Here is a 22,548-nt window from a genome sequence, read left to right as displayed (position 1 = left end):
ATCTCCTAGGATGAGCGATGGGCGGCATCGGGGTGGATGCTCATCGATTCGAAGCGGTTTTCCATCCACTGGTTATCGAACTGCTCGGCGCAGAACTGCTCGAGCGCGTTGTCGGGCGCTGCGCCTGCCAAGCGCGAGTACCAGCAGTCGAGGGCCACGAGCGTCATGGCGCCGTCGAAGATCATGAGCGCCGCGCACAGCGCCGTAATCGAGTAGCGCCAGCGCCACGGGATGAGGTTCACCGTGTGCAAAAGTGCCGGCAGGGCCAGCTTCACCCACACCACGCCAAGGGCCCCCCACATGCACATGAACATGAAGTTGGTGCGACCGTTGATGTTGAGAAAGGTGCCGGTATAGTCCCAGGCGATGGCGCCGAAGGCGTATTCCATGAACCAGCTGACGAAGTACTCAAAGGCGCCCCCGATGACGGCGCTAACGAGGAACACCACGGGGATGGGCGCGTTGTGGAAGCGGTTGAGCGCCAGCGTCATGAGCACGGCGCCGAAGCCGTAAATGGGGGAGAAGGGCCCCCACAGAAGGCCGGCGCGATCCTCGTAGTGGCCGAAGTCGACCACGAGCACGTGGTAGATGGACTCGATGACCACCCCGGCCACCGAGGCGATGACGAAGATCCAGAACAGGTTGAAGAAGTCCAGCTCGATATAGCCGCGGCCGGTCTTGTCCAGACCGAGGGTGCCGTCCTCGGCCTCCTCGCGCGTTTGCATGAGTCGCAGCCGCCGCTGCAGCTCGCGCTCGCCGGACAGCGACGGGTCCACCCAGACGTGGGCCGCGATGAGGATGAGGGCGCAGGCGCCGAGGAACCACAGGCCCGGGTTCACGCCGAACAGCAGCAGATCGGCGGAGAAGGCGACGACGAGCCCTATAGCCACGGCCTCGGCGATGAGGCGGGCGCGCCGGCGGTTGCCGCGCAGGAGGCGGAAGCCGAGAACACCGGAGGCCAGGGCGCAGAAGCAGGCGGACAGCGCGAGCGTGACGTACAGGATGATGGTGAGCAGCGAGTCGTCGGTGTAGGTCTTCTCGACGAAGATGGTTCCCATTTGGGCGAGCGTGTGGATCACTTCGGGCACGACGGCCACGCCCCCGGCCATGAGCAGGGCGCCGAACACGCGAAGCGCCAGGGGAGTGCGCTCGCTTTTGCTGCCGTCTCCGATGCCGGGCGAGGGCTGCAAGGGGGTTTGTTGAAGAACCGTCGGATCCATGGGCCTATGGTATCATGACCCCCATCTTCAGGCGGCAAGCCCACAACAAGCCCGCAAGCTTGAGGGGCGTCCGTCACATTGCCCGCAGGGCAGCAGGCTGAAAGGAGCGCTGGTGGCAGTCGAACAGACAAGCACCATTTCATGGTATCTGCGCATGTTCTCGTACCTGCTGATGATTTGCGGCCTGTTCGGACTCGCCGTGGGCGGCGTGGTGATCTACGGGGCTCTTGCCGACGGGGCGGGCGCTACGACGGGGCTTCCGCTTTCTGCCTTTGTGCTGGGCATTGCCGCTGCGGTGGCCAACGGCATTACCATTGCGGCGGGGGTTCTCGGGCGCGCGGCCTCGCGCAACCCGGGGCGCGTGGCGGCCCTGCGCAGCCTCGCTTTGGCCGGCGTGGTCGCCTCGGTGTTCGGGTTGGGACTGCGCTATGCCACGGGCGGTCAGCTTCCCACGTCGCTCATCTTCAACCTGTTGCTCATGGCGATTTGCGTCGTCATCGCCGGCAACCTGGGGAAATCTGTCCAATAGTTCTTTCGCTGCTCTAGCCGACATCGAGTCAAATACAGTATACTGCGAGGCTAAGGCCGCATAATGGCGGTCTGCTTTCTCAGGAGGAATTATGACTGAACTCGATCCGCGCAGCGCCTCTCCGGCCGATTCCGCCCCCGACGAGGGTCTTTCCCCCCGCGCGGCCGCCGAGGCCAAGAAGGCCGCCGCCGCGAAAGCCGCCGCTGCGGCGTTCATCCAGAGTGCCGGGGACGATTACGGCAACGTCGAGGCCGCTCAGCCCCGCGACGTGAAGAAGGGCCAGCGCACGGCCGTCATCGTTGGTCTTATCATCTGCGTGCTCGTAGCCGCCGGCGTGCTCACCTATCTGTTCACCTCCGGCTTCTTCAACAAGCAGCCGGTCGCCGAGGAGACCCAGCGGGTGCCGCTGTCCGACGCCCGCGTCATCGCCGCCTTCGACGAGGTGGCCATGGACGCGCCGGACATCTCGCAGTACGCCTATGTCTCCCAAGACGCGCTCATCGGCCCGAAGTTCAGCGACATCGTGCTGAACGAGCCCACGAACTTGGGCACGCCGGGCAACCAGATCGTCACCTGCGAGGCCACTGCCACGGCCACCTTCAAGAACAAGGGCGTCGAGATCAACGTGCCCGTGACGCTGCCCTTCGAGTACTCCGATGCCGGCGAGACGTGGGTTCCCGGCGACTTGGTGGTGGGAGAGGCGGCGGCGGTGCCTTTGGCCAGCGCCAACGCCAACGACATCTTGGCCAATCTGAACGACATCCTCGCGACCAACGACCCCACCTACGGGGAGGCCATGGTTGATGCGTCCATCGTGAAGACCACCTCCGATCTCACCATCGACGGCGGCCCTATCACCGTGGATCTTTCGAAGACCGTGGAAAGCGAGGCCGACGGCGTGAAGACGAGCGAGCTGCGCACCTCCACGGTGACGCTGAACGTGGCCTGGTCCAACACCGAGGGCTGGCTTGTCACGGTGGCCGATGCGGGGCAGATCGACACGCAGACGAACCAGATTCCCGTCGCTCCGGCCGAGGGCACGGATTCGCCGGCATCGGTCGATCCCGCCAACACCGAGCCCGAGAACATCGGCAACGTCAAGTTCGGAGACTCGGTGTCGCTGTCGGGGACACTTCAGGCGGTGGAAGACGCTGCGGGCCTTTCCTCCGGCAACAACTACACCAATAAGGGCACGACGGACAACGCCAACGGCAGCGTGCAGCTGGTGCTGAAGCTCACCCGGCCGCTCGACATGAATCTGAACGGCACCCAGTACCGGCTGACCACCATCGCCGTGGCCACCTCGGGCCTCGACGACAACGGCAAGAGCCTCATTGGCCGCAAGGCCGATGTGAAGGGTCCCCTGGAGGAGTCGTTCGCCACGTCCTGGTCGCCGGCGGGCGTGAAGGCCCTCGAGATCCACGTGGAATAGCGGACAGCATTTCGAAATGTGCAGACAGCGCCCCTTGGACGAAGGTTCAAGGGGCGCTGTGCTATGATTGCCGGTACTGCTTATTCGCGCCGGGCCGCTCGGCCGGCGCCTCGATACCTGAGGAGGTTGCCCGTGCCCCAAACGACAGATTGGGCCGATGTGCAGGTGGTGGGCATTCCCCGCGCGCTTCTGTTCTATCGCTTCGGCGTGCTGTGGACCACGTTCTTCGAATCCATCGGGCGCACCGTGGTGGTGAGCGACCCGACGGACAAGGCCATCGCCGATGGGGGCGATCGTCTTTCCGTGGACGAGTGCTGCCTGGCCTCGAAGGTGTTCATCGGGCACGTGGAAAGCCTTGCGGGCCGCTGCGACGCCGTCTTCGTGCCCTGCTATCCGACGAGCGACCACCGCAGCGGGTTCTGCACGAAGTTCCAGTCGGCCACCGATATGGTGCGCAACACCTTCCGCGACGACAAGCTGCGCGTCATCTCCTGCGAGGTGCAAAATGCCCGGAAGGCGAAGGACGTGCGCCGCGCCTTCTGCGACATGGCCGCCCGCATGGGCGTCGCGCCCAAGGACGCCCGCGCTGCCTTCAAGGCCGCCTGGGACGCCCAGCGCGCCCACGACGAGGCGCTGGCCACCGCCCAGGAGCGCACGCTGCGCCGCCTGGTCGACGAGCGCCGGGCCGCCGATGCCGCCGCCGCGGCCGGCGACGATGCGGTCGCGCGCCCGCTTGGCATCCTCGTGGTGGCCCACCCCTACATTTCCCACGATCCGTACCTCTCCGGCGCGGTCATCGATTCGCTCGAGGAGATGGGCGCCACGGTCGTCTACGCCGACGCCATGGATCACGAGCGCGCCTACAAGAAGAGCTTCGAGTTCTCCGGCACCATGCCGTGGCTCATCAACCGCGAGCTCATAGGCTCTATCCTCCTGGCGCAGGATGACATCGACGGCATCGTGCTCATCAGCGCCTTCCCCTGCGGCCCCGACTCCATGACCGACGACGCCATCATGCGCTGCATCCAGGGCACGCCGATTCTGAACCTGATGATCGATGCGCAGTCCGGCACCGCCGGCGTGGAGACTCGCGTAGAGAGCTTCGTCGACATCCTGCGCTTCCAGCAGAAGGGAGGCTATGTCCATGAGTAAGCCCCAGGCCCTCATCGAGCAGGTGCGCTCCTCGGTGGCTGTTGAGCTGGAGCGGCGCCATGCCCCGACGCTTCTGGCCGACCGCAAGGCCGCCAAAGCCGCCAAGCACAAGGCCAAGCACCATAAGTACACCAAGGCGGCGTTCTTCCGCTACTGCTACTACGATCCGGCGTTCAAGTTCTTCTGCGAGCAGGTGCTCGACGTGGACTACCTGCCCCTGCCCGAGGCCACCCGCGCCGCCAGCGAGGTGGGCGTCCAGAACTCGAGCGATTACGTGTGCACGCCTTTCAAGCACATCCTGGGCGATTTCGCCGAGGCGCTCGATTTGGGCGCCGACATCCTCATCCAGTTCGGCGGCCCGTGCCGGCTGGGCTATTACGGCGAGCTGCAGGAGTCCATCTTGCGGGACATGGGCTACGAGTTCATCATGATGAACTTTGCCCGGGGCATCGAACTGGGGTACATCGGCTGGGCCAAGGAAGTGCTGAAGACGGTGAACCCGAACATCGACGTTCCCCACGGCGTGGTGAAGCTGAAGGCCGTGGCGAAGATGATCGAGCACTTGGACTCCCTGCGCGACTTCTACCTGGCCAACGCCGGTTTCGAGATGGAGCGCGGGGCCTTCGACGCCGCCTGGGTGTCGGCGATGGACGCCATGCGCACCTGCCTGGACGAGCGCGACATCAATGAGGCGTACCGCGAGGCCATGGCCGCCTTCCGCGCCATTCCGCTGGACAAGCCCGCCGATCCCATCCGCATCGGCATCGTCGGCGAGATGTTTACGGCCATCGACGAGCGCAGCAACCTAGGGCTCGACCACAAGCTCGTCGCCATGGGCGTGGAAGTGCACCGCATGTTGAACTTCACGAACCGCTACCTTCGCTACAACGAGCCGAACCTGCGCGTGGGGGCGAAAGACTACCTGACCTATGACATGGGGCCCACCTCCACGCTCACCGTGGCGGCGGCGAAGAAGTACGCTGCGGGGGGCTTCGACGGCCTCATCCACGCGAAGAGCGCCGGGTGCACGCCGGAGATCGACTGCATCCCCGTGCTGCAGAAGGTGAGCGAGGACTACTCGGTGCCCGTGCTGTACCTTACCTACGACTCCCAGACCTCCGACACCGGCCTGGACACGCGCCTCGAGGCGTTCTACGACATGCTTTCCATGAAGAAGGAGAAGAGCAAATGACAAAGGGTTATCTCGGCATCGACATCGGCTCCATTTCCACGAAGGGCGTGATCATCGACGAGAACCGCGCCATCATCGCGCGTTCGTATTTGTGGACCGAGGGCAACCCGACCGAGGCGTCGAAGAATGTCGTGCGCGAGCTGGAGCGCCAGGTGGAAGGCGCGGGGGTGGATATCGTCGGCGCTGGCACGACGGGCAGCGCGCGGCGTCTCGTGGGGGCCATGCTGGGGGCTTCCGTGATCAAGAACGAGATCACCGCCCATGCCGTGGGCACCACCCATCTGCACCCGGACGTGCGCACCATTCTGGAGATCGGCGGCCAGGATTCCAAGATCATCTGCGTGTCCGACGGCATCGCGGTGGACTACGCCATGAACACCTTGTGCGCCGCGGGCACCGGCTCGTTTCTGTCGTCGCAGGCGCACCGCTTGGGCGTGGAGGTAGAGGAGTTCGGCGACATCGCGCTCACTTCCACCAAGCCGGCCAACATCGCCGCCCGCTGCACCGTGTTCGCCGAGAGCGATCTCGTGCACAAGATCCAGGTGGGCTACGCGCGCGAGGACATCATCGCCGGCTTGTGCAACGCTGTGGCGTCGAACTACCTGAACAACGTGGGCAAGGGCAAGAAGATCGCCGCGCCCGTGGTGTTCCAGGGCGGCGTTTCCAAGAACGCTGGGGTGGTGCACGCCTTCGAGGAGCAGCTGGGGATGCCCGTGGCGGTGGATCCGGACGGGCACCTCATGGGCGCTTTCGGCGTGGCGCTGCTTGCCGCCGATGCCGGCCCTATTACGGGAGCCGAGTCGGGTCCGTTCGTAAGCGGCACCTTCGACTTCGAGGCGATGCTCGACTTCGACTTCAAGACCCGCGAGATCGAATGCCAGAAGTGCGCCAACCACTGCGAGGTCATCTGCGTCTACCGCGACAGGGACATCATCGACTCCTGGGGCAACCGCTGTGACAAGGGCGCCGTGAAGACCACAGCGTAGGGACTCTTTCGCCGTGGTGCAGGAGATTTTGTTGATGGCATGGGGCTGCTTTGGCGGCCCCTTTTTCGTACGGCAACATTACCCGTCGACGCTTAGCGATAAAAGCGAGGTTCGATCACGACAAGCGACAGCTCGTCCTGCGCTCCCTTCAGCGTGGCTTTGGTGAGAAGGGCGAGCCCTTTATAGAAAGGATGCTCGGCGCAGACTTCCAGAAGGCCCAGATAATGGGGGGCCCAAGGGAGAAGATGCTCAGACAAGTACTCTTCTACCAGCTCGGGGCGTTCTTCAGTCAAAGTGGCGAGCAGCGAGAGCATAAGGCCGATATGGTCGTCAGGCATGCGGTCGTCTGCGAGGCGAGCGATGCCGTGTTGGCGCATCCAGCTCCGCAGACGCAGTGTGCTTTCCCCGAAGATGACTTGCTCCCGGTCGGTATAGACGGAGCCCCAAGGCGGCGCCGGTTTTTGCGCAGGGCCGATGAACAGTCTTCGGTACTCGTCCACAAGCTTGTCTTCGGCGCAGAAAGCCCCGTCGGCTTCGGTGGCGCGGCTCGCTTTCAGCCCCGCAACGATAAGATCGAGGCCTTCTTGCGCCTCGGTTTTGTCGGCCAAAGGCCATTCTGCCGTAGCCTCGTCGGCGTTAAGCAAGCTCAATGCTTCGAAAAGCGCTCCTGCGCTACCAGTGCGTGGATCCTGCAGAAACAGGGGAGATAGTGTGGCGCCTGCAAATGACAGGCTGTTCAGGACATCTACGGATGGGGTCAAGGAAAGCCTCCTGAGCAAGTCAGTGATTTCGGCGGGCTAGAATCCGACGGTCATATGCAGATTGTAGAACACAATGCGTGTTGCAAAGACGGCGGCGAAGGCGAGGATGGCGGCGGCGATACGCAGGATGAGGCGCGCACACTCGGTTGCTCGGGGTCGCAGGGCCCAGCCGTCGAGGAGGAGCGCGCCAGCCCCGACAAGGGCGAAGATGCCGATGACAAGGGGGTAGCCCGGCGCAAGCGAGGCTGCGGATATCTCATTGTTGGCGATTGAGGCCAGATAGGCGTTCTGGGCGAGCATGGAGACGACGCCGGCAGCAAGGCTCGCCGCCCCCAGGCCCACAAGGAGAAAACTCCATCGTGATAGGGGTACTTTCGCAGCGGCAAGAAACAGCTGGCTTAGCACGGTCCCCTCGAATAAGCCCGTGAGCAAAAGGTTCGCCGGTGAATAAGGTGTGTTCCAGGTGGGCACGGTGCGCACGGCGTAGGCTTGGGAGGTGCACGCTAGCAGGGCGATTCCTGCAAGGCAAGCGACGAGCAGCCATGGCTTCGCAGCAGCATCGGGAAAGTTCACCTTGAAGGCGACCATCCAATAGGATCCAGCCAGGAATAAGAACATCACGGCGGCCAGCACCTCGTTGGAAAGCGGAGAGGTTCCCACGCCTGAGAACACGTGAAGCGCGTTGGCCGGCGTACCCAGATGCGTTGCCGAGGCGATGAAGACAACGAGCGCAACGGCGAAAGGCAGCGCGATCATGCGGTCGATGCGAACCGCGCGCTCGTGGTCGATAGCAAATAGGCGCGCCAGAGCCATGATGATGAAAGCTACGACGCCTGCAGGGGCCAAGGCGGTGAACAGCGCAAGGGAAAGATTGTCGAGGCCGCTTGTCATAAGCCGATTTCCTTGCGGTTGACCAGCGCGCCCTTGCGACCTTGGGCAGCAGCGGGGCAGGGCCGGATGAATAAATTGGGCCCGGTCTCCGTTTCCGAAGGCAAAGGAAGGATGTCGCCGCGCACCTCGTCCCACCATTCGGCATGGCGCTCGAAGATGTCGCCCTTCTCCCCGAAATCCAAGGCGCGCAAGGGGCAGGCCTCCACGCAGATAGGGGCCTGCCCCGCGGCCAGACGCTCGCGGCAGCCATCGCACTTGCTCGAGCGCTTGAGCTCTTTATCGATGACGGGCGCATGGTAGGGGCAGGCCATGGTACAGTAGCCGCAACCGATGCATTTGGTGATGTCGGGCCAGATAAGCCCCGTCTCATCGCGATGCATGGCCCCTGTGGGGCATACCTGGGTGCAGGCGGGGCTGGCGCAATGGTTGCAGGCCAGAGAAATGTGATAGGCGAAGGCGTCTTGGGAAACGGTTCCGTCCTCTGCTACGTTCCAGTCGCCGCCCTCGTAGTCGAGCACGCGGCGAAATCCTTCGTCGGGCCCATGGTCGTGGTAGTCCTTGCAGGCCATGACGCAGGTCCTGCATCCAGTGCAGCGCGCGTTATCGAAGAAAAATCCCTTCGGCATGGTCTCCAAGTCCCTTCAAACGGCGTAGCTCGGGCGAATCCGTGCTACGCCTCAATCATATCGGAAGCGGGCCGCCGCCTATGAGGGAGGGGTCGCGGCGGCCCTGAATGCTCCTTAGGCGTTTTCCACTTCCTTCGGATTCGCGATGGCGCCGGTGGTGTCACCGCAGTCTTTGGCGGCCGGGCAGGCCAGAATGGCCACAGAGGGCTTCGTCGCATCCGGAGGAGCCATGGGGGCAATGCCGTCCACGGTGCCGGGGTGCGCCGCTCGCAACTTTTCGATGTCCCCGAACTCGAGGGCCCGAAGCGGACAGGCGTCCACGCAGATCGGCATCTTGCCCTCGGCCACGCGGGAGGCGCAGCCGTCGCATTTCGCGGATTTCATGGTCTCGGTGTCCACTACGGGCACCTCGTAGGGACAGCTTTTCACGCAAGTGCCGCAGCCAATGCACTTCTCCTCGTCGCGGGACACGAGCCCGGTATCGGCATCCTTTTCCAAGGCGCCTTGGGGGCAATTGGCCACGCAGGCCGGCATTGCACAGTGGTTGCAGGCCATGGACACGTGGTAGGCCCAGCTCGTCGGCTCAAAGGTACCGTCACCGTTGTCTTTCCAATCGCCACCCTCGTAGTCGAACACGCGGCGGAAAGCGTAGTTGGCGGGCAGGTCGTTGTAGTCTTTGCAGGCCATCTCGCAGGTGCGGCAGCCGGTGCAGCGGGTGCTGTCGAAATAGAATCCGTACTGAGTCATCTTCGTACCTCCCTTAGGCCTTCGCAATCTGGACGATCATGGAGTGAGTGCCGTTGCCCTTGGCCATCGGCGTTGGTTTGTACTGCGTGAGCGTGTTCACGCAGCCGCCCTCGTCCACCTTGTCGCCATTCATGTTGGCCTTGTGCCAGGCGCCCTGCGGAATCATTACAGTTCCGGGGATGACGCGGGGCGTCACCTTCGCCTCGATGCGAATCTCGCCAACCGGACTTGTCACGGCAATCAGGTCGCCGTCTTCAATTGAGCGGCTCTCGGCATCAGCGGGGTTTACCCACAGCTGCTGACGGGCCACGGCTTCAAGCTCGGGGATGAAGCCGAACGATGAATGGGTGCGGCTCTTGTGATGGAAACCGCAGCAGTAGAGGGGGAATTCCTCGGTGACGGAACCGTATCCGTGAAATCCTGCTTGGAAGACGGGGATGGGGTAAATTACCTCGCCCTCTTCAAGATCCCAGGTACGTGACATCTCGTCCAGCGCTTCGGAGAAGATCTCGATTTTTCCGGAGGGGGTGCCCAGTGGGTTGGCGGAGGGATCGTTGCGGAACGCTTCGAAGGCGATGTAGGGTTCAACGGGTCGCTTGTATACGCCCTGCTCGAGCATTTCCTCCCAGGTCGGCATGGAGCCATCTTCTTCGGCCCCCTGCTCATAGAGGAACTTTACCCATTCGTCATGAGTGCGGCCTTCGGTGAACGCATCACGCACGCCGAACTTATCGGCAATGTCGGCCATGACGTCATAGCTCGAGCGACACTCGCCGGGTGCTTCTTGAGCGGGAGTACCCAGAACTACGCCCGAGTACCATTCGGTGTATCCCTGGGTCTGCAGGTTCATTTGTTCTGAGCGCATGGCATCGGGCAGCAGAATGTCAGCGTATTTCGCCGAGTCGGTCATGACCGTGTCCCAGACGAGGATGAACTCGCATTTCGATTCGTCGACGAGAATCTCATGGGTCATGTTGATATCGCCATGCTGGTTGGTCAGACAGTTGCCGGCGTAGTTCCAGATGAACTTGATATCGGTACCAAGTTCATCGCCTCCGACAAGACCGGAATTTGTGGCGGTCATGGTATGGCCGTGATCCACGGCGTTAACCCACTGATAAGCGGGAATGGAAAGCGTGACGGGGTTTTCGCCTGCTGGCAAGCCGGGAACGAGACTTGTGAGCGCCGCGGATTCACGCTCCCCGTTGTTGGTGCCCGGAAGTCCCCACTTGCCTAGGAGGAGCGGCAGCATGTAAATAGAGCGGCAGGCGTCCTCGCCATTTGTGTGGCGCTGGGGGCCCCATCCCTGGGTGATGAAGGGTGCCTTAGCAGCAGCGATGGTGTTGGCTAGTTCGCGGATGCTGGAGGCAGGAATCTGAGTGATGGGGGCGGCCCACTCGGGCGTCTTCTCCACCATGTCCCAGCCAGTGCCCATAATGTAATCCTTGTAGGATTTGTTCTGACCTTTGGCGGATTCGGGCATGGTGTCCTCGTCGTAGCCGAGGCAGTAAGTATCGAGGGATTCCTTGTCCACTTTGCCTTCGACGATCCATTCATGAGCGATGGCCGCGCAGAGGGCCGCGTCGGTACCAGGGCGAATGGGAAGCCATTCGTCAGGGTGGCCGGAGACCGTCTCGTTCATGCGCGGGTCGATAGAGATAATTTTGCCGCCGCGGTTCTGAATGGCTTCGCGAAGGCGGGCGAAATCCCATGAGGCATTGGCACCGCCCATGCGAGTTTCGGCGGGGCTGTTGCCGAACATGACGATGAGATCAGAATGCTCGGTTGCCTCAGTCAGAGAAGAGCCGTCGAGCGACGTACCGTACATGTAGGGCGCGACGGCCTCGATCATGTGGGCCGAATAGTCATAGGAACGGTTTAGGTAGCCGCCGAGCAGGTTGAGCAATCGGGCGGTGGGGTTGCCTGTTTTCGAGTACATGCCTGTGGCGTAGTTGACGTAGATGGCCTCATTGCCATAGGTGTCGATGACGCGTTTCAGCTCGCTGGCGATGGTGTCGATAGCCTCGTCCCAGGTAATCTGCTCGAACTTTCCTTCGCCGCGTTTGCCCGCACGCTTCATGGGGTACAGCAGACGGTCGGGGCTGTTGAGCCAGCGTCGCATGGAGCGGCCGCGTAGACAGGCGCGGGCCTGCAAGTCGGTATCTCCTGTGTTATCGGTCTCCATGTAGAGCACTTTGCCATCGCGGGAGTGCCACTGGAAGACGCAGTTGCCGCCGCAGTTGACGTTGCACTGACTCCAGTGGATCTCGTCGGGCGCAGTCTCCTCTCCGGTGGCGGCCATGGGCTCCTCCCCGGCTCCGGTGCCAGATTGGGGTGCGCATCCGAAGAGTGCGGTACCCGCGGCTCCCGTGGCAGCCAGGCCCGCGAGCGAGCCTTTGACGAAGGTGCGGCGCGACAGGGTGGATTGGGTTTCAGTCATAGTCCCTCCTCTAGTTGAATTGCCTTCTCGCCGCTTTCAAAAGTACCGGAAAAGGGGAAGTGCCGAATCACACGACAAGTGTGATTTAAGGACAAAACCCCAGTTCGCGCGTTTTCGGGTGATACCGAAGTGCGGTCATTTGCCTAACAGGCGCGTCCTCCTATGCTACCATGCGTGCCACCGAGATAAGAGAGGAGGTCAAGCTATGGCGACCGAGAGTGCCAGCGCAATCGGCCATGCGTCAAGTTGGGGCTATGCTTGTTTCCTCACGGTGAATGCCACCTCGGTATGGGGCGGCATCTTCCCGTTTCTTCCCCTTGAGTTTCAGACGGTGGAAGTGACTCTCACGTTCTTTTTGACTCAGGCTGTGGCTTTTGGCGGCGCCTTCCTGGCGAGTATGCTGGGATCGTATTTCTTTCCCTACGGTGCTCGGCGCATGCTCGTCTCGCTTTCCGCTGTCCTGCTATTCCTTGGGTCGGCCTGTCTGATTACGGCCATGTACGTGGCATCGGCTGCCATTGCATTTGTGGGAGCTGGCGGGGTGCTTCTCGGAATCGGGTGCGCCGGCATGTTCATGCTCTGGCAGCGGTATTTTGCTTCCCTCGATGCGAGAACCGGCAATTTCCGCCTTATTGTGGGCACGGCTATCGCTCCCTTCATCTACCTTGCCCTGTATTTAGTGCCCATTGCGCTAACGGCTTTTCTCGTCCCCCTGATCTTCGTGCCTCTGTGCGGTCTGTGCGTGGCACTTTCGGTGCGCGAGATGAACTTCGAGCAGCCCATGTTCGAGGACGTCCCGCGTCAGCACCCGCGCGTCTACCGTCAAGTGGTGGCCGACTATTGGCGCAGTGCTTTATGCGTGGGGTCGCTTGCTCTGGTAGCCGGCGTCATTCGCGGAATCGCTCTGCTACATGAGGAAATTAGCTCGCTTGTCAACAGCGCGTCCATGCTTGGTTCGTTTATTGCGGCTGCGGTGCTTTTAGTCCTGTGGCACCGCATGAGCTTTCGCTTCGGCCTCATCTCTGTGTTCCGCGTGGTATATCCGCTGCTCACGCTGGGATTTCTTCTCATGCCGTTTTGTGGCTTGGTGTATCTGAACGCCTTCGCGGCGGTCGCCTACATGGTCTTTTCCCTTGTGCAGATGCTCATGATGATGCAGTGCGCCCAGGTCTCCCGCGATCGTGGTATCAATCCTGTGTTCATCTACGGGTTCTTTGGGGCTATCGTCTATATTTTGCAAAGCGTCGGCTTCCTTTTTGGCTGGGCGAGCGAATTGACGGTGCCCGCGGGCTCCCAGTGGTTGTATTTCGTGGCGCTTATCTCTAGCTGCGGACTGGGGATCACGCTCCTGGTCTCTACGGGAACCCTTTTCAGGCCGATGGTGTCGAAAGGCACCGTAACCGCCGACCCCATCGAGTTCTATTCTCTTGCCGCCGTGCCCGCCGTGTCAGTGGGGAGAGGAAGCGGCTCGGTCTTTGGCGAGGATACTCGAAAGGCAAACTGCGGCTTAGGAGCGGAACTGGGCAGAGCGTCAGCGGAGTCTTTGGAGGATGGCGATTCCCGCGTAAGATCTACTGCCGACGATAAACCGGCCACGCCAGCCAAACGTCGTCGACGTCGGCCTTCGGCTTCGGAGGACGCCGGTGCCATTCGCGACCGGCTTTCCAAGCAGTGCCTGGTACTGCAGGAACGCCACGGTCTTTCCATGCGCGAGACAGAGGTGATGGAGCTCATCGCCCGTGGCAACTCCATGGCGGCCATCGCCGAGCGGCTTGTTATCAGCGAGAATACTGTGCGTACTCACGCTAAGCATATTTACACCAAATTGGACATTCATCGCCGCCAAGAGCTTCTCGATATGCTGCGCGAATTGGGGGATTAGCCATCTTTGCAGTATTGCAAAGATGGCAGGAGCCTCCTCGCCGCTTACCGAGCGGCCTCTTTTCTTTTTCCGCTGAACCCATAGCATCAGAACATTCACTTTTTTCACGGACGAGATGCGAGAGCGAGGTAGATGCGGAATGGCATTGGGTGTTGGAAGAAAAGAACTGGTGATGGTGGGCGTGCTTCTGGTGGGCGTGCTTTTGGCCGTGCTGAACCAGACGTTGTTGTCGCCGGCACTGCCGGCCATCATGGGCGACTTGCAAGTGGACGCCACCACGGTGCAGTGGCTGACGAGCGGCTATTCGCTGGTGGAAGCGGTCGTCATTCCGCTTTCGGCTTATCTTATCGGGCGCTTCTCCACGCGCCAGCTGTTCATCTCGGCTTTCGCGCTGTTCACGGCGGGCAGCTTGGCGGCAGCTGTGGCGCCGAACTTCTGGGTGCTGCTGCTCGGTCGCGTGCTGCAGGCCGCCTGCACCGGCATGTCCATGCCCATGGTGTTCACGGTGATCCTGCTCGTGTTCCCCCGCGAGAAGCGCGGCACGGCCATGGGCGTCATCGGGCTCATCATTGGCTTTGCTCCGGCCGTGGGCCCTTCGGTGGCGGGCCTTTTGGTGGATTCGGTGGGCTGGCGGGCGCTGTTCGCTATCGTGACCGTGCTGTCGGTAGTGGTGATCGTGCTGGCTGTGGTGGTGCTGAGAAACTACGGCAACTTCGCGCGCGCCCCCTTTGACAAGCTTTCGGTGGTTCTGTCCACGGTAGGGCTCGTCTGCGTGCTGTATGGGCTGTCTACCTTCGCCTCCTCCGATAACATGGCGGTCACTGCGGGGCTCATCGCGGCGGGGTTGGTGCTGTGCGCCCTGTACGTGCGGCGCCAGCTGACATTGCCCGAGCCTATGCTGCAGGTGGGCATTCTGCGTACGCGCAAGTACGCCACAGCGGTCGTCATTATCGTCATCGTGCAGGCGGCGCTTATGGGCACGGGCGTCATCACGCCGCTCTACATTCAGGGCGTGCTTGGATTCTCCGCAACTATGTCGGGCGTGGCCATGCTGCCGGGCGCGCTTATCGGCGCGTTCATGGGTCTTGTGTCGGGGCGTCTGTTCGACCGTTTCGGCGTGCGCCGCGTGGTGATTCCTGGCGTTATCGTGGCGGTGCTGGGGGCGTCGGGCTTGGCGCGGCTGGGCATCGACAGCAGCTTCATCAACCTGACGATCACCTATACGGTGCTCGTGGTGGGCCTGCAGTTCACTATGACGCCGCTGAACACCTGGGGCGTGAACTCGCTCGACAACAGCGTCATCCAGCACGCTCAGGGTGTGTCAAATACGTTGAACCAGGTGGCGGCCTCCCTTGGCACGGCGGTGCTGGTGTCCATCTCGGCGCTGGCGCCTTCCGTGGCTCCCGACGCCGCCCCGCTCGAGCAGGCCTACCTCGGCGATCACATGGCCTTCATGACCACCTTCATTTTGATGGGCGTAGCGGCGCTCGTCATTCTGTTCTTTGTGCGCGACAAGGCGAAGATGCCCGGCGCTGCGGCCGTGACGGCGGCCGAGCGCGGTGCGGAGCCCGTGGACTACGCGGCCGGTTTCGACGGCGTGACCGTGGACGGCACCCTGGGTGAGTCATGGGATGCTGAGCGCACCTACACGGCAGCCGACGTGATGAACCGCGAGCCGGTGTGCGCGGCCGACACCGCTACCATGGCCGAGGTCATCCGCCTTATGGACGCCAACCAGACGAGCGGGCTTCCCGTGGTGAACGGCACTGGCGACTTGGTGGGCTTCGTGTCCGACGGCGACGTGGCGAGCTACCTCGGCAAGACCGAGATCGCGCTCGTCGATTCCACGCTGCTGAATGGCTACCGCTACATCGACGACGAGGACGCCGCCACGCGCCTGCGCGAGCTCATGGGCCTCAACGTCATGGCCGTGGCCACCCGCCGCGTGATCTCCGTAGAGGCCACGACGCCGGTGGACGAGGTGTGCGCCCTGTTCGCCGCCAAGCGCATCAAGAAGGTGCCGGTGGTGGAGAACGGCAAGCTCGTCGGCGCCCTGTCCCGCCGCAACATCATGCGCTCCCTGGTGGAGGCCATCGACCTTTTGGAGAAGTAGGTTCCCGGCGATAACCTCACCCACAATTTTCCGTCTGAACGGGCATCTCATAGGGCCATCACCAACCATGGGTGATGGCCCTTCTTGGAGCTATTTCACCAACGAGCTCCAGGTTTTTCATCAATTGCGGACGTTTCGGCCCCACGCCCCTTCTCGGTAGAGTGCTCCCATCGCCGAAGAGAGCGAGGAGAGACGATGGAGAACTACGAAGCGGTGCGCAAGGCCCTTCTGGCCAATCGCGCGAACACCTTGGCGCTGCTCGGCTGCCTGCGCGAGACCTTGGAGGAGAGGCCCTTCCGCGAGGCGGAAGACGCGCTTGCGGGGTCGCGGGCCATGGCCCTCACCACGCAGACGCCCCATGCGCTCTACGCCATGCTGTTGAAGTGCGGGGCGGTGGAGGCCATCGAGGTGTCTGAAGAGCAAGGCGCCCATGCTGGCAGCCTGCCCTCCGACGGCGCCGGGAGCGCCGACGCTGCCGATGCCGCGGGCGCCGATGGCGGCGCAGACGTCGCGGTGGCTGATTCCCCCGCCGCCGAACTTCCCGATCAGCCCGTGGACTATCTGCTGCATACCACTGAGGCGGGCCGCGCGGCCCTGGATGAGTTCGAGCCCGCCAAGCGTTTCAGCGAGCTTCTGGCCGCCGAGCCCGACGGCTACGGCGATGCCTACGGGCGCGTGCTCGCCCTCTGCGAGACGGGGGCCTCCAAGGCCGCCATAGAGGAGGCCCTGGCGGGACATCCGGCCCTGAGCTTCCCCAAGCAGATCTATCCCGGCTATTTCATCTCCAAGCTGGAGACCGTAGACGGTATCTCATGGGACGGTGCCTGGCGCACGACGGAAGCGGGCCAGCGCATGCGCGCACTGCTGGCCTAGCGCCGCCACGCCACCTGTTCCAGGGACATGCAAGCCAATCAAGAGGAAAGAAGGAGAAGGCTTATGAGTCGAGCCACTATGACGCGTCGCGGATTCCTGAAATCCACGGCGGCCATGGGAGCGGTGACGGCACTGGGCATCAGTGCGGCCGACAGCCTCACGGCAGTTGATCCGGCCCATGCCGACGAGGCGTCGGACGTGAAGATCATCAAGACGTCCTGCCGCGCGTGCATCGCCAGCTGCGCGGTGCTGGCCCATGTGCGGGACGGCCGCGTCGTGAAGATCGAGGGGAATCCGGAAAGCCCCATGTCCCAGGGCGGCGTGTGTGCCAAGGGCCTCGCCGGCATCCAGGCGCTCTATCACCCGAACCGCAACAAGTACCCCATGCGCCGCGTGGGCGAGCGCGGAAGCAACCAGTGGGAGCGCATCTCGTGGGAGGAGGCGCTCACCGAGGTCGCGACCAAGATCAACGAAGTGTCCGACAAGTACGGCTCCGAGGCCATCTCCGTTTCCACGGGCGGCGGCGGAAACCCGCACTTCTCGAACGTGAAGCGCTTCGGCGAGGCCATCAACACCCCCAACGTGTGGGAGCCGGGCTGCTCGCAGTGCTACCTGCCCCGCATGGGCGCCTCGCTTCTGGCCTACGGCGCCGGCAAGCCCAACAACCTGTCGTTCTCCGACTCCAACGGCTGGGACTACTACTACACCGACAGCCCGGTGACCTCGCTCGTGCTCTGGGGCACCGACCCGTCCAACTCCTCGGTGGCCACCGGCGGCCGCGCCCTGGCCGAGCTGCGCAATCGCCCGGAGGGCCTGCGCACCGTGGTCATCGACCCCCGCTACACCCTGGACGCCGCCAAGGCCGAGGTGTGGCTGCCCATCCGCCCCGGCACCGATGCGGCCCTCTTGCTCACCTGGACCCGCTGGATCCTCGAGAACGAGAAGTACGATGCGGAATTCTGCCGCACCTGGACGAACATGCCCTACCTCATCAACCCCGAGACGCGCCTCACGCTGAAGGCGACCGAGGCGGGCCTGCCCGGCACCGATGCCGACTACGTGGTATGGGATCCCGAGAAGAACGCCCCGGTGGTCGTGGAGTTCCCCATGAACGAGGGACTCTCCCCGGCGCTGTTCGGCACCTACGAAGTCAACGGCATGCAGTGCGCCACGGGCGGCCAGCTTCTGAAGGAGTCCTGCGAGGAGTGGACGCTTGAGAAGGGCGCTGAGATCTGCTGGCTCGATCCCGAGCAGATCGAGCGCGCCCTTGAGATCTACACCGACCCGAATGGCCAGTCCGGCATCATGCAGGGCGTGTGCATCGACCAGTATGTGCAGTCCCAGCAGTGCGCCCTGGGTGCCCTGAACCTCGAGTTCCTCATGGGCAATGTGGAGAAGCCCGGCACCATGCTGCAGAAGTTCGCGCCGGCCCCCTGCAAGGACCAGCTGGGCAACACGCCCCGCCTGCTCTCCAAGGAGAAGGTCATGAAGCGCTGCGGCACCATCGAGCACAAGGGCATCTTGTGCTGGGACATGGCGCACATCCCCTCGGTGTTCAAGGCCATGAAGGACGGCGACCCCTACCAGATCCACATGTGGATCGAGCGCTCCGGCAACAAGCACGTGGTGCTCGGCAACTCCTCCTGCCTCGATGAGATCGTGCCGAACCTCGACTACATCGTGCAGTGCTTCATGTACCCGACGGCGTTCTCGGTGCTCTGCGCCGACCTGCTTCTGCCCACCACCGAGTGGCTGGAGACGAACCTCACCATTCCGCAGCTGAACACCATCGTCATGCGCCAGGCGGTCACGCACTTGTTCGAGACCGTGGAAGAGGGCATCATCTGGACCCAGATCGTGCAGAAGTGCGCCGAGCTCGGCAACACCCACTGCCCCAAGGCCTTCGACGAGGTGGCCTGCATGACCACGCCGTTCTACAAGAACGAGTACGAAAAGCAGCTGCAGCATCTGAACAAGCTGGATATGACCTGGGACGAGGCCTGCGAGAAGGGCGTCATCGAGTGGGCCACGCCCGAGGAGTACCGCACCTACCAGACCTACCTCGCCGACGACGAGGAGAATCCCGGCAAGCCCAAGGGCTTCGGCACGCCGTCGAAGAAGCTGGAAGTGTACTGCGAGTCCAACATCATCTTGGGCCGCACCGGTGCCCCGTGGTCCCAGTGCGCCGAGGAGGCGCCGCTCGTGCTGCCGCCGGCCAGCGCCGACTACGAGCCTCTGTGCTACTACGTGGAGCCGGCCGAGTCGCCCCTGACCGACACCGAGTACCCGCTCGTGCTCACCGAGGGCCGACTGCCCATGTACCACCACGGCACCCTGCGCAACATTCCCTATCTGCGCGAGATCTACCCGGTGCCGGAGATGTGGATCCACCCCGAGGACGCCGAGAAGTACGGCATCGCCGACGGCCAGTGGGTGAACATCGAGAGCCGCCGCGGCAAGACCCACGGCAAGGCCCGCGTCACCACCGCCATCGCCAAGGGCGTCGTGTACCAGGAACGCTTCTGGGCTCCCGAGCTGCTGGATTCCGACGACCCGGCCCAGGCCTACAAGGTGATGAACATCAACGTGCTCACCAAGAACGACCCGCCCTACAACCCCGAGTACGGCACCTACACCCTGCGCGGCTTCCAGGTGAAGGTAAGTCCGAGCGACGACGAGATCCTGAAGAGCGTGTGGATCGAACCCGAGCAGTTCCAGCCCTGGATGCCCGCTCCCAGCGACAAGACCGAGGATGTGTTTGACTATGGCGCGTAATTGCATTGTTGTGAACCTGGACCGCTGCACCGGATGCTTCGGGTGCGAGGTGGCATGCAAGATGGAGAATGGCGTCGCCTTGGGCGAGCGCTGGTCGAAGGTGTTCACCGTGGGCCCGGTGGGGGAGTATCCCGACATGACCCGCTACGCGCTGCCGACCATGTGCCAGCAGTGCGAGAACGCCCCGTGCGTGTCGGTGTGCCCCACGGGCGCCAGCTACCGCGACGGGAACAACGTCGTGTTGGTGGACAAGGAGAAGTGCATCGGCTGCAAGTACTGCATGATGGCCTGCCCCTACGGCGTGCGCTCGTGGAACGCGGCTGAGAAGTGCGCCGAGAAGTGCACGCTGTGCGGGCATCTCACCTCCCAGGACAAGCTGCCTGCCTGCGTGAAGAGCTGCGCGGCCGGCGCCCGCTTCTATGGCGATTTGGACGACCCTGACTCCGACGCCTCCAAGGAGCTGGCCAAGTATTCCGAAGGCGACATCCACACCCTGCAGGACGTGGGCAACCACCCTGCGACCCGTTACATCATGACGAGCATGATCGGCCAATGGCAGGATCGCATCGCGCCGGCCGATCATCCGCATACGGCTGCCTACCCGGTGGCCGAGTAAGGAGCACCCATGGAAATTCAATGGTCCCTCGTTCTGTTCACCGCCCTGTCGGGGGCGGGGGCGTGGCTTGTCGCCTGCGCCGGCCTCGACGCCTTTAAGGGCCTGGCCAAGAAAACGGTTGTGCCGGCGGTCGTCACGGGCATCGTCCTCATCATCGTGGGCGGCATCGCCTCGGCGACCCATCTGTCCCACGTCGATCGCATCATGGCCGTGCTGGCGCACCCGGCTCCGGGCATTTTCCTGGAGGCCGTGCTCCTCGGCATCGACGTCGTGGTTGCCGTCGCGTTCCTCGTGCTGTATCGGCGCGGCGCCTCCGAAGGGGTGCTCAAGGGCCTCGGTGTCGTCGCCGTGGCCATGGCCGCCGTCTTCAGTTATGCGTGCGGTTCCTCCTACATGATGTCCTCGCAGCTGGCCTGGAACACTGTTGCGCTGCCCTTGGGCTACCTGGGCACGGCGCTCGCTGCGGGCACGGCCCTGTGGTACCTCCTGTGCGCCGCCCGTAGGGAAGAGGGCGCTGCCCTGTCCTTCGCGGCCACCGAGACGCTCGTCGGCGCGGCCGCGGCGTTGGTGACCTCCCTGGCCTACGGCCTTCTGGCCGGCATCGTGGGCGGGGACTCCGCGATCTTGTTCTGGGTCGGCGTCGTTGTCTGCGGCGGCGTTGTGCCCGCGGCCTGCGGCGTGGCCGGCATGAAGAAGACCGAGGGCGCGCTGTCTTTGGCCATCGTGGCCGTCGTCGGCGCGTTCATCGGGGCGGTCGCCTACCGCGTGCTCATGTGGACCGCGTCCATCGCGCTGATGTCGCTGTTCGGTGTGAGCATCTAGCCTCACTGTTCCCGCCGCCCGGTCTTCCCCTCCCGGCCGGGCGGCCCTTCCCAAGGAGTTGCCCTATGGACCAGACCAACCGCATCGCCCTCGACGGGGCTGCCATCCAGGAAATGCGCGAGGCCAATGAGACGCGCGCCGCCTTCTGCCGATTCCTTGCCAGCTTGTACCTGTACGAGCTCACCGACGAGCAGATCGAGGCATTCGCCCATATCGAGATTGCCGGCGATGGCACGGCCATCGACGAGGGGCTGCGCGCCATCAAGGAGTATCTTCGCCATCGCCACGGCGGCACCCGCCAGGAGCTGGCCGTCGACTACGCGCGCGTGTTCCTCGGCGCCGGCAGCTACGACCGCATTCTGGCGCCGCCCTACGAGTCGGTGTTCACGAGCGAGGAGCGCATCCTCATGCAGGATGCCCGCGACGGCGCGGTGACCTACTACCGGCGGGGCGGCCTCGATCTGCCTGCCGACAACACGACCCCCGAAGACCATCTCGGCTTCGAGCTGCAGTTCGCCGCAGTCCTCGCGGACCGCGCGAACGAGGCCCTTGACGGGGATGACGCGGTGTCGCTGGCGGACGCGGTGTCGCTGGCGGACGCGGTGTCGCTGGCCCGCAGCTTCTTCGTGCACCATCAGCAGAACTGGCTGCCGGCTCTGTGCGAGGCCGTGGACGAGTTCGCCGAGACCGATTTCTACCGCGGCGTCGCCCAGATGACGCGCGGGTACGTGGAGTCGGAGGCGGCCTTCTTCGACGAGGTCGCCGCGGCGCTCTCCCTCGGTGCCGCAGTGGATGAGATTCGCCCGGCCTGGGATGGCGCCTGCGAGGGCACTCCATCCGCCGCGGAAGGCGCGGTGGCGTCATGACCGCCATGACGCGCCGCAGCTTCGTCGGCCTGGCAGCGGTCTGCGCCGTGGGCGCGGGCGTGGGCGGGGCCGGCGTGGCCTTTGCGGGGGAGGGCGAGCTGTTGCGTCCGCCGGGCGGCCAGGACGAGCGCGCCCTTGCGGCCGCCTGCCTCAAGTGCGATCGCTGCCGCAGCGCTTGCCCCACGGGAGCAGTGGCCGTGGCCTCGGTGGGCGACGGCTTTCTGCGGGCGCGCACGCCGGTGCTCGACTTCCACAAGGGCTACTGCGATTTTTGCGGCAAGTGCATCGAGGTGTGCCCCACCGGCGCGCTGAGATCCTTCGACGAGACGGCCGAGAAGCTGGGCGTGGCGGTGGTGCAGAAGGACCGCTGCCTGTCCTATTTCCAGGGCTGCACGGTCTGCGAGGACTCCTGCGCCTTCGACGCGCTGGCCTTCGTCGACGGCCATCCGGTGGTGGACGGCGACGCGTGCAACGGCTGCGGCCAGTGCGAGTTCGAGTGCACGGCGCTCGTGTACGGGACCTTTGCCGGCGGTACGCGGCGGGGCATCGTGGTGGTGCCTCCCGAGGCAGCCGGCCAGCTCGGGCGCACGGTGGTGGAAGACGGCAGCGAGACGGGGGTGTAGGC

19 protein-coding genes are annotated in these 22,548 nt (G+C 63.7%); 13 read left to right on the top strand and 6 right to left on the bottom strand.

Going from position 1 to position 22,548, the window contains the following annotated elements:
- Positions 1–5 precede the first annotated feature (5 nt).
- Positions 6–1,220 (bottom strand): putative ABC transporter permease, encoded by a 1,215-nt coding sequence (locus GO707_RS07745; protein WP_157012715.1) that lies wholly within the window; start codon positions 1,218–1,220, stop codon positions 6–8.
- Positions 1,221–1,332: 112 nt separating this feature from the next.
- Between GO707_RS07745 and GO707_RS07740 the strand changes: the two genes are divergently transcribed.
- The 5 genes from GO707_RS07740 (at position 1,333) to GO707_RS07720 (ending at position 6,511) form a co-directional block, all read left to right on the top strand.
- Positions 1,333–1,749, top strand: coding sequence for a hypothetical protein (locus GO707_RS07740; RefSeq protein WP_157012714.1), 417 nt, complete (start codon positions 1,333–1,335; stop codon positions 1,747–1,749).
- A 91-nt stretch (positions 1,750–1,840) separates the two neighbouring features.
- On the top strand, positions 1,841–3,181 hold the full coding sequence (locus GO707_RS07735; RefSeq protein ID WP_157012713.1) for a hypothetical protein: 1,341 nt from the start codon (positions 1,841–1,843) through the stop codon (positions 3,179–3,181).
- A 132-nt stretch (positions 3,182–3,313) separates the two neighbouring features.
- On the top strand, positions 3,314–4,333 hold the full coding sequence (locus GO707_RS07730) for an acyl-CoA dehydratase activase-related protein (protein ID WP_237974463.1): 1,020 nt from the start codon (positions 3,314–3,316) through the stop codon (positions 4,331–4,333).
- Positions 4,326–5,525 (top strand): hypothetical protein, encoded by a 1,200-nt coding sequence (locus GO707_RS07725; protein WP_232325713.1) that lies wholly within the window; start codon positions 4,326–4,328, stop codon positions 5,523–5,525. The genes GO707_RS07730 and GO707_RS07725 overlap by 8 nt, the downstream gene beginning before the upstream one ends.
- Entirely contained in the window at positions 5,522–6,511 is a 990-nt protein-coding gene (locus tag GO707_RS07720; protein ID WP_157012711.1) for an acyl-CoA dehydratase activase, read from the top strand. Before GO707_RS07725 ends, GO707_RS07720 begins: the two co-directional genes overlap by 4 nt.
- Positions 6,512–6,603: 92 nt before the next feature.
- Here the strand turns inward: GO707_RS07720 and dmsD are convergent, their stop codons facing one another.
- The 5 genes from dmsD to GO707_RS07695 all read right to left on the bottom strand — a co-directional run bounded on the left by dmsD (position 6,604) and on the right by GO707_RS07695 (position 11,976).
- Positions 6,604–7,272: a Tat proofreading chaperone DmsD gene (dmsD, locus tag GO707_RS07715; RefSeq protein ID WP_231699571.1), complete on the bottom strand. Its 669-nt coding sequence runs from the start codon at positions 7,270–7,272 to the stop codon at positions 6,604–6,606.
- Between the two features lie 36 nt (positions 7,273–7,308).
- Positions 7,309–8,163: a dimethyl sulfoxide reductase anchor subunit family protein gene (locus tag GO707_RS07710; protein WP_157012710.1), complete on the bottom strand. Its 855-nt coding sequence runs from the start codon at positions 8,161–8,163 to the stop codon at positions 7,309–7,311.
- Positions 8,160–8,789, bottom strand: coding sequence for a 4Fe-4S dicluster domain-containing protein (locus GO707_RS07705; protein ID WP_022739168.1), 630 nt, complete (start codon positions 8,787–8,789; stop codon positions 8,160–8,162). The genes GO707_RS07710 and GO707_RS07705 overlap by 4 nt, the downstream gene beginning before the upstream one ends.
- Before the next feature lie 114 nt (positions 8,790–8,903).
- Complete coding sequence (locus GO707_RS07700) at positions 8,904–9,536, bottom strand: DMSO/selenate family reductase complex B subunit (RefSeq protein ID WP_022739171.1); 633 nt, start codon at positions 9,534–9,536, stop codon at positions 8,904–8,906.
- Positions 9,537–9,549: 13 nt separating this feature from the next.
- On the bottom strand, positions 9,550–11,976 hold the full coding sequence (locus GO707_RS07695) for a DMSO/selenate family reductase complex A subunit (protein WP_157012709.1): 2,427 nt from the start codon (positions 11,974–11,976) through the stop codon (positions 9,550–9,552).
- Between the two features lie 205 nt (positions 11,977–12,181).
- Here GO707_RS07695 and GO707_RS07690 point away from each other — a divergent pair, with 205 nt between their 5' ends.
- The 8 genes from GO707_RS07690 to GO707_RS07655 all read left to right on the top strand — a co-directional run bounded on the left by GO707_RS07690 (position 12,182) and on the right by GO707_RS07655 (position 22,546).
- A complete protein-coding gene (locus GO707_RS07690) occupies positions 12,182–13,858 on the top strand; it encodes a LuxR family transcriptional regulator (RefSeq protein ID WP_022739179.1) in 1,677 nt (558 codons plus the stop codon).
- Positions 13,859–13,997: 139 nt separating this feature from the next.
- The gene (locus GO707_RS07685) at positions 13,998–15,971 is read left to right on the top strand and encodes an MDR family MFS transporter (protein ID WP_232325712.1); all 1,974 of its coding nucleotides are present in this window, start codon (positions 13,998–14,000) and stop codon (positions 15,969–15,971) included.
- Between the two features lie 195 nt (positions 15,972–16,166).
- Positions 16,167–16,844, top strand: coding sequence for a hypothetical protein (locus GO707_RS07680; RefSeq protein WP_114548966.1), 678 nt, complete (start codon positions 16,167–16,169; stop codon positions 16,842–16,844).
- A 63-nt stretch (positions 16,845–16,907) separates the two neighbouring features.
- Positions 16,908–19,619 carry a molybdopterin-containing oxidoreductase family protein gene (locus GO707_RS07675; RefSeq protein ID WP_157012708.1) on the top strand — a complete coding sequence of 904 codons (2,712 nt, stop codon included), beginning with the start codon at positions 16,908–16,910 and terminating at the stop codon, positions 19,617–19,619.
- Positions 19,609–20,235 carry a 4Fe-4S dicluster domain-containing protein gene (locus GO707_RS07670; RefSeq protein ID WP_022739203.1) on the top strand — a complete coding sequence of 209 codons (627 nt, stop codon included), beginning with the start codon at positions 19,609–19,611 and terminating at the stop codon, positions 20,233–20,235. Before GO707_RS07675 ends, GO707_RS07670 begins: the two co-directional genes overlap by 11 nt.
- A 9-nt stretch (positions 20,236–20,244) precedes the next feature.
- The gene (locus GO707_RS07665) at positions 20,245–21,057 is read left to right on the top strand and encodes a DmsC/YnfH family molybdoenzyme membrane anchor subunit (protein WP_022739206.1); all 813 of its coding nucleotides are present in this window, start codon (positions 20,245–20,247) and stop codon (positions 21,055–21,057) included.
- A 65-nt stretch (positions 21,058–21,122) separates the two neighbouring features.
- Positions 21,123–21,923: a TorD/DmsD family molecular chaperone gene (locus GO707_RS07660; RefSeq protein WP_157012707.1), complete on the top strand. Its 801-nt coding sequence runs from the start codon at positions 21,123–21,125 to the stop codon at positions 21,921–21,923.
- Positions 21,920–22,546, top strand: a complete 627-nt coding sequence (locus GO707_RS07655) for a 4Fe-4S dicluster domain-containing protein (RefSeq protein ID WP_157012706.1) — start codon at positions 21,920–21,922, stop codon at positions 22,544–22,546. Before GO707_RS07660 ends, GO707_RS07655 begins: the two co-directional genes overlap by 4 nt.
- Positions 22,547–22,548 lie beyond the last annotated feature (2 nt).

Origin of the sequence: Adlercreutzia rubneri (assembly GCF_009755265.1) — a bacterium.
Lineage (GTDB): Bacteria > Actinomycetota > Coriobacteriia > Coriobacteriales > Eggerthellaceae > Adlercreutzia > Adlercreutzia rubneri.
This window is presented reverse-complemented; position numbering and strand designations above follow the sequence as displayed.